We start from the raw sequence: 12,798 nt of genomic DNA, 5'->3' as shown, positions 1-12,798 counted from the left end.
GACGCCGCGACGCTGATAGTCGTGTGAGCATGCCACAGGAGAATCGGGATGAATGACGATGCGGGTCGGCCGGACGAGCTCGCCGACGGCCGGGCGCGTTCGACCGGGGAACAGCAAGGCGCCGAAGCTGGAGCGTCGTGGTTCACCGGGACGGACGGGCAGGCCGTTCCGACGCAGGCCGCCGCTGATCCGGGGCCGGCATCGCCTCAGGCCCGGCCCAGTCCGGAGCAGCGCTACGCCGACGCCATCAAGGCGATGAACGAGATCATCTCCACGCTCGACTTCGCGCGGCTGCCCTGGGTCACCGAGGTGTTCCGCGCCACTGCGGGAGTGCTCGACGATCGCGATCCGGCGCGCGCCGGGGTGCTGAACAACCTGGGCAGCGCATCCCAGCTGATGTATCTGAGCAGCAGACAGCCGGGAGACCTGGAAGACGCGGTCACGTACTACCGGGATGCGGCGTCGCAGGCCGACCAGGGCGATCCGGACCTGGTGCTCTACCAGTGCAACCTGGCGTTGGCGCTGACCGAGCTGGCGACCTCCAGCGGTTCGGTGGGGCACGCCGAGGAATCGGTGCGGGCGGCCCGCACCGCCACCGAGCAGACCCCGCGCCGCGACCCGCGCCGGATCATGACCTTGGTCCGGTTGGCGAACGCGTTGAAGACCCACGCCCGGCTCGCCGAAGACCCGCGGTCGGACGACCAGTCGATCGACGCGTTCCGGGAGGCGGCACGCGCAGCTTCTCGCGGGGGTGGGGCGGAAGCCGCGGAGCTGCGGATCAACCTGGGTGCGGCGCTGCTGCGCCGCTACCAGCGCACCGGTTCCCCGCAGGACTTGGACGAGGGCATCACGCATCTTCGCCGCGGCGCCGACGGGCTGGCCGACGGCGAGCCGCGGCGCAACGCGCTGTGCCACCTGGCGAGCGCGTTGCGGCTGCGCTTCGAGCAGGCCGGGGACCTGGCCGACCTGGAAGCCGGGATCGGCGAGCTGGTGGGTGTGCTGGGCGTGCTCACCGCCGGACATCCGCTGCTCGGGCGTGCCCTGGTGCTGCTCGCCGAGTCCACCGCCGAGCACGTGGACAGCACCGGAGAACCGGGACCGTTGCGCCGCACGCTGCGCGCCTATTCGGCGAGCGCGCGCGGGATGGCACCCGACGATCCGGAGCAGCCGTTCGCGCTGGCCGGGTACGGGGCCTTGTTGCGCAGGCATTTCCTGCACGGTGCGGAGGCGGACGCGCTGGACACGGCGGTCGCCGCCGGCGAGGCGTCGGTGGAGTCGTCGCAGAACGGCAAGGTGCTGCATTCACTGGCGCTGAGCCTGCTCACCCGCTACGAGAACAGCGCGGACGAAGCCGACCTGGACCGCGCCGAGCACGTGTGCCAGCAGGCCGCCGCCGCTGCCGAGACGGCGCAGCACCTGGCGTGGGCGCAGCTGGGAGTGATCTCGGCGCACCGGTTCCGCCGCACCACGCGCACCGGCGAGCTTGAGACCGCCGTCGAATGGTTCGACCGGGCGCTGGAGGCGATGTCCGCCGACGCCCCGGAACGGGCCGCGGTCGCCACCCACCTGGGCCGGGCGCTGCAGTCCCTGCACCAGCGCACCGGACGCCGCCGGTTCTACCGCTGGGCGCGGCGGGTGCTCGCGGAAGCCGCGGCGCAGACTTCGGCTGCGGCCGACCAGCGCCTGCGGGCGGCGAGCTTGAACGGGAGGCTCGCCGCGGGCGCGCAGCGGTGGTCGGAGGCGGTGGAGTCGTTCACCTCAGCCGTTGAACTGCTGCCGCTGGTCACCCGGGCGAAGCGCGCCGTGGCCTCCCCCGCGATGCAGCAGCGCTGGGCCTTGATCGCCGCCGACGCCGCCGCGTGCGCGGTGGAGAACGGCGAGCCGGAACGCGCCGTGGAACTGCTGGAACACGGTCGCGTCGCGCTGCTGTCGGACTTCCTTCCCGCGGGCGGTGAGCTGGGCGGTCTGCATCGCGATCATCCGGAGCTGGCCGACGAAGCGGTCCGGCTGCGCCGGCTGCTGGACCGGCCGCCGGGTGAGCCCGCGCTCACCGATCCGGAGGAGGGCGTCGCGCTGCGCGCGCGGCTGGTCGACGCGTGGGAGGACCTGCTCCGCGAGGTGCGCTCCGATCCGGCGCATGCCGGGCACCTGCGATTACGGCCGTTCGCCGAGCTGGCGGGCAACGGCGCCGACGGCTCCGTGGTGCTGGTCAACCTGAGCCGGTACCGCTCCGACGCGTTGATCTTGTTCGCCGGCCGGGTGATGACGGTGCCGCTGCCGGGCGCTGGCCCGGATTCGGCGGCCGAGCAGGCGAGGGCGGCGCTGGCGGCGACGGACCAACGCGATCAGGGCGCGTTGCTGGAGGCTCTCGACTGGTCGTGGCACAACATCACCCGCCCGGTCCTGGACCGGATGGGCTACGTGCAGCAACCGGCGGAGGGGCAGCGCTGGCCGCGCATGTGGTGGTACGTGCTGGGGGCGTTGAGCTTCCTGCCGCTGCACGCGGCGGCCTCGAAGGACGGCGCGAGCGCGCTGGACCGGGTCGTGTCCTCGTACGCGCCGTCGCTGAGCACGTTGAACGAGACCAGGCGCCGCCCGGTGCCGGACGGCGGCCGGGCTCTGGTGGCCGCCGACTCGCTGGACCCGGGAGCGCGGGAGTTGCCGCGGGAGAACCAGATCCTCGCCCGGTACTGGCCGGACGCCGAGGTGCTGTCCCCGCGGTCGACGTCGTCGGTGGAGGTGCAGCAGCTGCTGCCCGACACCGCGTGGGTGCACGTGTGCGAGCCGAGCGCGCAGTACCCGGGGCAGCCCGCGGCGGGACTAGTGCTGGATAGGGAGCCGCCGCAGCGGGGACTGGGCGTGGTGGAACTGGGGCAGATGGGGCTGCACCAGGTCGAGTTCGGCTACCTGGGGCGCTGCTCGACGTTCGTGGACGCCCCGTCGGCCGCGGCGGTGCCGCTGGCCTCCGCGTTGGGATTCGCGGGATTCGCGCACGTCATCGGCACCCTGTGGGAAGTCGACGAGGAATGCGCCCTGGAGGTGCACTCCGAGGTCTACGAAGCCGTGTTCGGCACCGAGGAATTCGACACGGGCCAGGCGGCGCACGCTCTGCACGAGGCCGCTCGCCGTCTGCGCGCGGACTTCCCGGAGGCGCCGTCCCGCTGGTCCGCCCACTTGCACGTCGGCCCCTGATCGACCCGCGCTCTCCGCCGAGCCCGAACCGGCTCGGCGGAGAGCCGCGGCCTTCTCAGCGGCCTTCTCTCCGTCCTGGCGGGAAGGCCGCTGGAGGCCCGCTGAAACTCGAGATCACCGCTGGGTGATGTGGGCGATCTTCCACTCGTCGCCGTGCTTCTCGGCGTTGATGACCACCTGCGCCGGGCCGACCGAGGGCTGACCGCCGACGTCGGTGCGGGTCGCGTTCTGGTCCACGAACAGCAGCACCTCCGCGCGATCGCCTTCCAGGCGGGTCACGCTGCTGGCCTTGACCGTGGTGGTCACGACCAGCTTCTGGATCGGAGCCTGCTCCTTCACGGTGGTGAACAGCTGGTCGTACTCGCCGACGGCACCACCGGTGAGCAGGTCCTTCGCGGCCCGCTCGGTCTTGCCGGTGTCGGCGAAGTCGTAGGAGAAGATCTTCTCGACGCCGTCGGAGATCTGCCCGTTGACCTCGCTGGTCGTGGCCTGGTCGGAGAGCGCCTGATTGCCGTTGCGCACGGCGTAGGCCTCGATGCCGAACCAGGTGGCGAGCCCGGCGAGCACCACCGTCGCCACCAGCATCGCGGCGATCAGGTTCGTGGTGCCGCCGCGACCGCCGGAGGCCGGCCCCGCGTCGGACTGGGACTGCTCGGCCGGGTCGCCCTCCGCGCGCTGCGCCGCATCGGCGTCGGCGGACCGTTCGGAGTCCGGTTGGTACGAGTAGACGGGCTGCTGGGCGGCGCCGTCCTGACCCGCGCCCGGCGTGGTCTGGTGCGTCGTGCCGTTGCGCTTCGCGCGTCCAGCCTTGCCGGTGCTGACCGGGCCGTCCTGCGATTCACCGGCGGATCCGGTGCTCACTTCGGACGTGCCCTCGTTCGCGGAGTCGACGGACTCGCCGGACCCAGCGGAGTCGACGGACTTGCCGGAGTCAGCGGAGTCGGCCGCGGGGTCGTCGCTCGCCGAAGCGGCCTGCTCCCCCGCGTCGTCGGCCTCATCGGCCGCGGTCGACGTCGCGCCGGTCTCGGTGTCCGGCGTCGCTTCGGCCTGTTCCTCGGTGGCCGTCTCCTCGACGGCCTCGGCCGAATCCTCCGGCCGGTTGAGCCCGATCCTGGTGCTGTTCGCGGTGGAACCGGAACGGCTGCGCTGACCGGCGACGCGCCGCCGCGACGCCGATCCGGGACGGCGGGGACTGGACACGGGAACCACTCCTAGTACGAACGAGTCGGCACAGCTGGATCGGGGCGGGCCGGGCTCAGCCGACCGCGACGGGGCCGAGGACGCTGAGCTTCCAGTCCTGGCCCTCACGGGTGAGCTCGGCCTGGTATCGGCTGCGCTTCTCGGTGGGCGGCTGGCCGTCCGGGGTCACGGTCACCTTCACCACCGCGATCATGCGGGCCTTTCCGGCGCGCTCGTTGAGCTCGGTGAGCCCGGCGGAGAGCACCTCGGCCTTGGTGACCGTCTTGGCCTGGGTGATGCTGTCGGCGTACTGCTGCCGACCGCGGACGACGTCCTCGTGCAGCGGCCCGGTGGACGAGCGTTCCCACAGGTCGAGCCCGTGCTGCACGTCGCGGTGGTCGAGGGTGTTGAAGTTGATGATCGACTGGGTGCCCGCCTGCAGCGCGGCATCCCGCTCGGCACCGTAGGCGGCGCTGCCGCCGTTGGCCGCGACGGCCCAGCTGACGCCGAAGAACAGCGCCGCTACCAGGGCCACGGCGAGCGCGATCGACGGGATCAGCAGTGGCGACCGCGTGGTCCTGGACGGGCGGTTCTCGGGTTCGGGGCCGGCGTCGGCCACGTTCTCGGTCATCGGGTCACCTCGTTTCACGGTGCCGTCGGCTGTCACTGTCCAGGAGCGTTCTGCGCCCCGCGTACGTTGATCGGGCTACCCGGCGGCTCCGCACAGTGTGCATCAGTGTTCAGCGGTGTGGGCGCGAGGTCGCTACCCGCACGTTTGATGGTTCCTTCGTAACCCGCCGTGCACGGCAGCGGATCGAAGATGTTGAGGGCCAGTCCGAAGTGGGCGGTGCCGTCACCAGGAACCACGCTGTAACCGCCCGCGGAGACCATCGGGTAGGTCACCATCAGCTGCTCGATGCCGTCGTTGTTGGCGGCGAGCAGGTCGGTGGTGCTGGTCAAGTTGGTGATCAGGGTGCCCAGCTGCGGACCCGTCTCGTTGAGCAGGCCGCTGACCTGGCGCGCGGCGGGCGGCGCCTTCTTGATCAGGTTCCGCAGGTCCGGGTCGGACGTGCGCAGCTGCTCGGCCAGCAGTTTCAGGTCTGAGCTGTAGGAGCGGATCGCGGAGCCCTGCTCGTTCTGCGTGGCGAGCACCGTGGTGCCGTCCTCCAGCAGCTGCCGGGTCTGCGGCAGGTGCTGCTGGGCTTCGGTGGTGAACTCCCGCGTCGTGTCGAGCACGCGCTGCAGGTTGCCGCCGTTGTCCCGGAACGCGGTGCCGAGCTCGTTGACGACGGTGCGCAGCGAGTCCTCCGGCACCGACTTCGCGAAGTCGTCCAGGTTGGTCATCAGGTCTTCCACCGGCAGCGGGGTGCTGGTGGCCGCGCGGTTGATGACCGAGCCGTCCTTCAGGTACGGCCCGCCGTCCTTCCTCGGCCGCAGGTCGACGTACTGCTCACCGACGGCGGAGCGGTTGGTGACCACGGCGTCGACGTCGGACGGGATGCGCTTGTGCCCGGCCTCGATGTCCAGCGGCACTTCGATCCCGCCGCTGGTGAGCTTCATCTCCCCGACCCGCCCGATGGGCACGCCGCGGTAGGTGACCTCGGCGTTGTCGAAGATGCCGCCGGAGTCGGCCAGGTTCATGGTCACGACGTAGCCGCGCGGGCCGAGCAACCGGTCCAGCCCGGCGTAGCGGGCGCCCGCGTAGCCGATGCCGACGAGCGCGATCGCCAGGAACGCGACGATCTGCAGGCGGGTTTTGCGCGTGAGCATCAGTCATCGCCTCCGAACAGGAAGTCGAGCAGCCCACCGTCTTGGTCGTCCGGTTTCGGGGCGGGAGACGTTCCGGGTGCCGTGGGATCGGTGCCGCCCGTTCCCGGTGCCTGCGGCGCCTGCGGTTGCAGCGGCAGCGGCGGCGCCCCGGGCAGGTCGACCAGCGGCTGCCGGGCGCGGCCGATGTTGCCGAGGATGTTGGTGAGGTTGAGGTCGGCGTCGATGTAAAGGTTCGTGTAGTCGCCCTTGATGCCTTGCGCCGCGCCGTCGGTGAACGGGTAGGTCAGCATGATCTCGAAGGACTTCGGCAGGTCGTCGCCCGCCGCCTCCAGCTGCGCCAGCGTCGGTTGCAGCGCCTGCAGGTTGTGCACCAGGTCGTCCTGGCTCTGGTTGACGACGTTGGTGGCGACCCCGGAGAGCTTGTCCAGCGACTGCAGCATGGTCACGAGCTGCCCGCGCTGGTCGTTGAGCACGCGCAGGCCCGGTTCGAGGTCGCGCAGCGCGGTGTCGATGTTGCCGCGTTGCGCGTCGAGGCTCGCGGAGAGCCGGTTGACGCTGTCGAGGGCGCGGGTGATGTCGTCGCGCTGCGCGTCCAGGCCGGCGACGAGCTCGTCGAGGTTGCCGAGCAGGTTGCGGGCGTCGCCTTCGCGCCCTTCGAGCGCGTTGTTGAGCTCGCGGGTGATGTTCTGCAGCTGGGCCACACCGCCGCCGTTGAGCAGCAGTGACAGCGCACCGAGGACCTCTTCGACCTCGGGGTTGCGACCGCTGCGATCGGTGCCGATGACGTCGCCGTTGATGAGCTTGCCCCGCGGCGCCTCGGGTGCGGGCGGCACGGCCAGTTCGACGTACTTCTCACCGAGCAGGCTCGACTGGCGCAGCCGGGCGATGGCGTTGCCCGGTAGTTTGACGTCGCGGTTGACCTGCAGGATCGCTTCGGCGTCCCAGGATCCGGGGGCGAGCCCGATCTCGCTGACCCGGCCGACGGGCACGTCGTTGACGCGCACCCCGGCGTTGGGCACCAGGTCCAGCACATCGGCGAAGCGCACCTTCACCTGGTAGGGCTTGTCGCCGAGGTCGGCTCCGCCGGGCAGCGGTAAGCCGGCGACTCCGGTGAATCCGCAGCCGCTCACCAGCACCAGCGCGGTGGCGGCGAGGGCGACGATCTTCCCGGCACCGAGCCGGGCCGATCCTGCGGGCCGAGGCGCCCGCCGGTTCGCGAAGGTTCCGCGGCTGATCACTGGCCACCTCCGGTGACGAGCGGGGCACCGGTGCCACCGAGCGGGAGCACGGGGTCTCCGGCCGCGCCGCCGTTCTGCTGCGCGGGCGGATTTCCCTGCACCTGCGAGAGCAGGTCCGCGATGCTGGAGACGGGCAGCAGCCCGTCGAGCACCGGCTGGATCGCGTTGCAGGCGTCGAGCACGTTGTCCGGCAGTTGCAGCGGAGTTCCCGCGGCGGGCTGGCGGACGAGCTTGCACACGCCGACCAGCGGCGGCTCGTTCAGCTCGTTGATCACGGCGCGGGTGTCCAGGGTTCCGGAGGCCGCGTTGTAGGAGTTCTGCAGGTTGCCCAGTGCCAGCGGTGCGTCCGTCAGCGATTCCGACAGCGCCGCCTTCTGGTTCACCAGCACCTGCGCCACGCCGTTGAGCTGGTCCACGTTGGACTTGAGCTGTTCCCGGTTGTCGCGGACGAAGGATTCGACCTTGCCCAGCGCGACGGCCAGTTCCGCCATCGAGGCGCCGAGGTCCTCGCGTTCTCCGGCCAGCAACGAGCTGACCTCCTGCATCTGGGTGTTGAACCGGCGCACCTGCTCGTCGTTGGAGTTGAGCATCGAGGTGAACCGCTGCAGGTTGTCGACGGTCGCGAACAGGTCCTTGCTGCTGCCGGACAGCGTGCTGCCGGCTTGGCCGAGGTGCTGCAGCGTGTCGGCGAGCGCCTGGCCGTTGCCGTCGAGGTTCGCGGCACCGGTGTTGAGCAGGTCGCTGAGCGCGCCGTCCTTGTTCGCCCCTTCCGGGCCGAGCGCGGCGGTGATGTCGTTGAGGCTGCGGTAGACCTCGTCGAGCTCGACGGGTGTCGCGGTGCGCTCCTTCGGGATCACCGCGCCGTCGGCGAGCTTCGGCCCTCCCTTGTAGACGGGAGCGAGCTGCACGTACCGGTCGCTGACGACGCTCGGCGAGACGAGCACCGCGTTGACGTCGGCGGGCACGTCCACGTCGCGCTCCAGCGACATCGTCACGCGCACGGTGCGGCCGTTCGGAGTGACCTCGTCGACGGTGCCCATGGGCACGCCCAGCATCCGCACGTCGCCGCCCGGGTAGACGCCGACGGCCGCGGAGAAGTACGCGGTGACGCGCTTCTCGTTGGCTCCGTGGAACAGCCACCACACGGCGCCGGTGGCCAGCAGCGCGACCGCGCAGGCGATCGCGATCAGGCTGGTGAGGGGTGGTTTCCGGGTGCTCATGGCTTGCAGCCCTCCGGGTTGAGCGGGCCGACGGCGGGCGGCAGCAGGCCGCAGATGTAGGTGTCGAACCAGCGGCCGGTGCCGAGCACGTTGGAGAACACCCTGGTGAACGGCCCGAAGGCCTCGATGCTGCGGCTGAGGTTGTCCTGGTTGCGTTCCAGCATCTTGGTGACCTTGTCCAGTTGGGCCAGGGTCGGACCGAGCTGCGCGGCGTTGTCGTCGACGAGTCCGCTCAGCTGCGCGGACAGCGCCCGGGTGCCGTCGAGCAGCGAGCTGATCTGGTCGCGGCGGTCGCGGATCTCCTCCAGCAGGAGGTTCCCGTCGGCGAGCAGCTTCTCGAACTCCGCGTTGCGGTCGGCGACGGTGCGGGACACGTTCGCGGTGTTCGCGAGCAGCTCCTTGAGCTGCTGGTCGCGCGAGGAGATCGTCTGCGACAGCGCGGAGAGCCCGTTGAGCGCCCCGCGCACGTCGTCCGGGGTGTCGGAGAACGTGTCGGACAGGGTGCGGAAGCTGTCGGCGAGCTGCTGGGTGTCGATGCTGCCGACGGTCCGCTGCAGGCCGCTGAACGCTTCGATCACGTCGTAGGGCGCCATCGTGCGGTTCAGCGGGATCGGGTCCGAAGTGGACTGCTCCTCGTCGCCGCGGGGGTCCAGCGCCAGGTACTTCTGCCCGAGCAGGGTCTTGATCTTGATCGCGGCCGTGGTGTTGTTCCCGATCCAGGTGTCCTTGACCCGGAACGACACCGCGACGTGATCACCTTCGAGCTCGACCGAGCTGACGGTGCCGACCTTCACCCCGGCGACCCGGACCTCGTTGTCCGGCACCAACCCGGCGGCCTCGCTGAAGTTCGCCTGGTAGCTGGTGCCGCTGATCAGCGGCAGCCGCTCGAAGTTCATCGCGACGGCGAACCCGATGAGCAGCACCAGGATCCCGGCCACGCCGATCTTCAGCGGATCGCGCTTCTGGAATGACGTCATGCTTGGCACCTCGGCTGGGTCACCGGCATCAGCGGCAGCGGGATGTTCAGATCACCGATGCCGACCTTGCCGGACAATCCGCACAGGAAGAAGTTGAACCACGCGCCGTGCGTGCCGGTGCGCGTGATGGTGTTCAGCTTGTCCGGCATGTTCTGCAACGTGCGCTCGGTGATCTCTTCGTTGTCGTTGAGGTTCTTGGACAGCTCGCCGAGCCCGGCGATGTCCTGTTGCAACGGCGGCCGTGCTTCGGTGAGCAGTCCGGCGGTGGTGTTGGTGAGGCCGTCCAGCGCGCCCACCGCCTCACCGATGGAGTCCCGGTCTTCGGACAGCCCGGACACGACCTGCTGCAACTGCACGATCAGGCCGGAGAGCTGGTCGTCGCGGGCGTTGACGGTGCCGAGCACCCCGTTGAGGTTGTTGACGACCTGCCCGATCACCTGGTCCTTGGCGGCCAGCGTCGAGGTCAGCGACGCCGTGTGAGCCAGCAGGCTCTGCACCGTGCCGCCCTCGCCCTGCAGGACCTGGATGATCTCGTAGGACAGCTTGTTCACGTCGTCCGGCGACAGCGCCTGGAACAGCGGCTTGAAACCGCCGAGCAGCACCGTGAGGTCCAGCGCGGGTTTGGTCTGCGCCAGCGGGATCGTGCCGCCGGTGGGCAGGTAGTCGTTCGGCGCACCCGCGCCCTGCTCCAGCGCGAGGTAGCGCTGGCCGACCAGGTTCCGGTACTTGATCGTGGCCTGCACCGACTTGGGCAGCTTGCGCTGGGAGACGTTGAACTCGACCTCCGCGACCCGCCGGTCCACGACACTGATCTTCTCGATCTGGCCGACCTTGACGCCCGAGATGCGCACCTCGTCGCCCTCGTTGAGCGCCGTGGCGTCGGTGAACCGGGCGCTGTAGGACTCCGAGGAGCGCAGGTCGTTGTTCGCGATGGTGATCACCAGGACACCGCTGGCCAGCACCGTGACGAGCACGAAGATGCCGAACTTGACCAGTGGCCCGAGGATGCCGCGCGCGTTCATCGGTAGCTCACCTCCGCTCCACGAAGGACCGGACCGACCAGCAGCGAGCCCCAGCCGGGCACGTCCTGGGCGGAGGTGCCCATCGTCGGCGCCAGCACCGTCGAGACCATGTCCCGTTCGGCGGGCGAGTTCTGCAGTCCGAGGTCATCGGGGGCCGGCGCGCTCGCCGACTGCGGCGAGGTGCTCGCCGGGGCCCCACCGCTGGGCAGCAACCCCTCGTTGCCGGTGCGGGCCGCGGGCGGCGGCACCGAACCGTCGTTGAGCGGACCGTCCGGCGGGTACTGCGGGAACGGCTTGGGACCGTTGACGAAGTCGTAGCAGCGCGGCCCGCGCTTGTCGCCGAACTCCGGCTCGTCCTGGTTCGGGATGTACTTGCCCCGGTTGGGCACGATTTCGAGGGTGATGTGCAGACCCGGCTCCTTGGTGCCGACGCCGAAGGCATCGTTGATCAGCGGCACGTAGTCGGCCATGCCCTTGAGGAAGCACGGGTACGACGGGGAGTACTTCGCGAGCACGTCAGCGGTGGGCCGCGTGGACTCGCCCAACCTGATCAGGTCGTCCCCGTTGGCCTCCAGGAAACCGGTCGCGTCGTTCGACGTCGTGGTCAGCTGCGAGGTCAGCGTCCGCAGGTCGTCCTGCTGGTCCACCAGCGTTCGCGACGTCACCGACAGATCGCCCAGCGCCTGCAGCACGTCCGGGGCCGCCTGCTCGTAGGTCTCGGCCACACCCACCAGCTGGCGCAGGTTCTCCTGCAGCTGCGGGACGGACGGGTTGAGCCCCTCGACGTACTGGTTCAGCCGCGTGATCGTGTCGCCGACCTCTTCGCCGCGGCCGTCGAGCGCCTGGTCCAGCGAGTTCAGCGTCGCCGCCAGGTCGTTCGGGTGGATGGCCTGCAGCACGGGCATGGTGTCCGCCAGCACCGTCTCCAGCTCCACCGACGCCCGCGTGCGGTCCTGCGAGATCACGTCGCCCGAGGCCAGCCGCGTCGACGACGCCTGCTCCGGCACGTCCAGCGACACGTAGCGCTCGCCGAACAACGTCCGCGGCAGCAGCCGGGCCGACACGTTCGCGGGCAGCAGCCGCGCCTTGTCCGGCTCCAGCGCCAAGTGCAGCTCCGCGCCCTCGGCCGTCGGCCGCACCTCGTCGACCCGGCCGATGATCATGCCGTGCGCTTTGACGTCCGACTCGGGCAGCAGCTGGTTCCCGCTGCGCGCGGCCTTGAGCACCACTTCCACGCTGGATTCGAAGGCGCGCTGATAGGTGGCGATGGTGAAGGCGAAGAACAGCATGATGCACATCAACAGCGACAGACCCAGCAGTCTGCGCCGCGCCGTGAACAATGCGCTGCGAGTACTCATCCCGTGATCCGAACCGTCGTCGTGGTGCCCCAGATCGCGAGGCTGAGGAAGAAGTCGAGCAGAGCGGTCGTCACGATCGCCGTGCGCACCGCGCGCCCCACCGCGATGCCCACCCCTGCCGGGCCGCCGCTGGCGCGGTAGCCGTAGTAGCAGTGCGTCATGATCACCACGACGCTGAAGATGAGCACTTTCAAGAACGACCACAACACGTCCTCCGGCGGGAGGAACAGGTTGAAGTAGTGGTCGTAGGTACCGGCCGACTGCCCGTAGAGCTGCACCGTCACCGTGCGCGCCGCCAGGTACGAGGTCAGCAGCCCCAGCACGTACAGCGGCACCACCGCGACGAACCCGGCCATCACCCGCGTCGTCACCAGGTACGGGAGGCTGGGCACGCCCATGACCTCCAGCGCGTCGATCTCATCGGAGATCCGCATCGCGCCGAGCTGCGCGGTGAACCCGGAGCCGACCGTGGCCGACAGCGCGAGACCGGCCACCAGCGGCGCGATCTCACGGGTGTTGAAGTACGCCGAGACGAACCCGGCGAACGCCGAGGTGCCCAGCTGGTTCAGCGCCGCGTAGCCCTGGAGGCCGACCACGGTGCCGGTGAACAGCGTCATGCCGATCATCACGCCGACCGTGCCGCCGATCACCGCGAGCGCCCCGCTGCCGAAGCTGACCTCGGTCAGCAGCCGCAGGGTCTCCTTGGCGTAGCGGGTGATCGACTTCGGGATCCAGCCCAGCGTCCGCAGGTAGAACGACATCTGGTCGCCCAGATCGTCGAGCGTCTGCAGCGGCCGTCGTGCCGCGCTCTTCACGCGCTGCGTCATCGTCGTCATGCCCGC

10 protein-coding genes are annotated in these 12,798 nt (G+C 70.2%); 1 reads left to right on the top strand and 9 read right to left on the bottom strand.

Annotated features, from left to right (window positions below; all coding sequences use genetic code 11):
• Positions 1–48: 48 nt before the first annotated feature.
• Positions 49–3,192: a CHAT domain-containing protein gene (locus OOZ19_RS01925; RefSeq protein ID WP_266087489.1), complete on the top strand. Its 3,144-nt coding sequence runs from the start codon at positions 49–51 to the stop codon at positions 3,190–3,192.
• Positions 3,193–3,306: 114 nt separating this feature from the next.
• Here the strand turns inward: OOZ19_RS01925 and OOZ19_RS01920 are convergent, their stop codons facing one another.
• From OOZ19_RS01920 to OOZ19_RS01880, 9 genes are all read right to left on the bottom strand, one after another.
• Complete coding sequence (locus tag OOZ19_RS01920) at positions 3,307–4,392, bottom strand: hypothetical protein (protein ID WP_266087487.1); 1,086 nt, start codon at positions 4,390–4,392, stop codon at positions 3,307–3,309.
• 55 nt (positions 4,393–4,447) lie between these two features.
• Positions 4,448–5,002 carry an Rv1363c family protein gene (locus OOZ19_RS01915; RefSeq protein ID WP_266087485.1) on the bottom strand — a complete coding sequence of 185 codons (555 nt, stop codon included), beginning with the start codon at positions 5,000–5,002 and terminating at the stop codon, positions 4,448–4,450.
• Positions 5,003–5,034: 32 nt separating this feature from the next.
• Positions 5,035–6,141 (bottom strand): MCE family protein, encoded by a 1,107-nt coding sequence (locus OOZ19_RS01910; RefSeq protein WP_266087483.1) that lies wholly within the window; start codon positions 6,139–6,141, stop codon positions 5,035–5,037.
• Entirely contained in the window at positions 6,141–7,304 is a 1,164-nt protein-coding gene (locus OOZ19_RS01905; protein ID WP_266087770.1) for an MCE family protein, read from the bottom strand. Before OOZ19_RS01905 ends, OOZ19_RS01910 begins: the two co-directional genes overlap by 1 nt.
• 71 nt (positions 7,305–7,375) lie before the next feature.
• On the bottom strand, positions 7,376–8,599 hold the full coding sequence (locus OOZ19_RS01900) for an MCE family protein (RefSeq protein ID WP_266087481.1): 1,224 nt from the start codon (positions 8,597–8,599) through the stop codon (positions 7,376–7,378).
• A complete protein-coding gene (locus OOZ19_RS01895; protein WP_266087479.1) occupies positions 8,596–9,576 on the bottom strand; it encodes an MCE family protein in 981 nt (326 codons plus the stop codon). The genes OOZ19_RS01900 and OOZ19_RS01895 overlap by 4 nt, the downstream gene beginning before the upstream one ends.
• Positions 9,573–10,598, bottom strand: a complete 1,026-nt coding sequence (locus OOZ19_RS01890; protein WP_266087477.1) for an MCE family protein — start codon at positions 10,596–10,598, stop codon at positions 9,573–9,575. Before OOZ19_RS01890 ends, OOZ19_RS01895 begins: the two co-directional genes overlap by 4 nt.
• Positions 10,595–11,956, bottom strand: a complete 1,362-nt coding sequence (locus OOZ19_RS01885; RefSeq protein ID WP_266087475.1) for an MCE family protein — start codon at positions 11,954–11,956, stop codon at positions 10,595–10,597. The genes OOZ19_RS01890 and OOZ19_RS01885 overlap by 4 nt, the downstream gene beginning before the upstream one ends.
• The gene (locus OOZ19_RS01880) at positions 11,953–12,783 is read right to left on the bottom strand and encodes an MlaE family ABC transporter permease (protein ID WP_416309383.1); all 831 of its coding nucleotides are present in this window, start codon (positions 12,781–12,783) and stop codon (positions 11,953–11,955) included. The genes OOZ19_RS01885 and OOZ19_RS01880 overlap by 4 nt, the downstream gene beginning before the upstream one ends.
• Positions 12,784–12,798: the final 15 nt, after the last annotated feature.

Origin of the sequence: Saccharopolyspora sp. NFXS83, assembly GCF_026241095.1 — a bacterium.
GTDB lineage: Bacteria > Actinomycetota > Actinomycetes > Mycobacteriales > Pseudonocardiaceae > Saccharopolyspora_C.
The sequence above is the reverse complement of the archived record's forward strand: the minus strand, read 5'-3'. Positions and strand labels throughout refer to the sequence as shown.

Bases quoted from the DNA above. Each gene is read 5' to 3' on its own strand.
- OOZ19_RS01885 (WP_266087475.1), bottom strand. From the start codon at position 11,956: ATGAGTACTCGCAGCGCATTGTTCACGGCGCGGCGCAGACTGCTGGGT.
- OOZ19_RS01880 (WP_416309383.1), bottom strand. From the start codon at position 12,783: ATGACGCAGCGCGTGAAGAGCGCGGCACGACGGCCGCTGCAGACGCTC.
- OOZ19_RS01910 (WP_266087483.1), bottom strand. From the start codon at position 6,141: ATGCTCACGCGCAAAACCCGCCTGCAGATCGTCGCGTTCCTGGCGATC.
- OOZ19_RS01890 (WP_266087477.1), bottom strand. From the start codon at position 10,598: ATGAACGCGCGCGGCATCCTCGGGCCACTGGTCAAGTTCGGCATCTTC.
- OOZ19_RS01925 (WP_266087489.1), top strand. From the start codon at position 49: ATGAATGACGATGCGGGTCGGCCGGACGAGCTCGCCGACGGCCGGGCG.
- OOZ19_RS01915 (WP_266087485.1), bottom strand. From the start codon at position 5,002: ATGACCGAGAACGTGGCCGACGCCGGCCCCGAACCCGAGAACCGCCCG.
- OOZ19_RS01895 (WP_266087479.1), bottom strand. From the start codon at position 9,576: ATGACGTCATTCCAGAAGCGCGATCCGCTGAAGATCGGCGTGGCCGGG.
- OOZ19_RS01900 (WP_266087481.1), bottom strand. From the start codon at position 8,599: ATGAGCACCCGGAAACCACCCCTCACCAGCCTGATCGCGATCGCCTGC.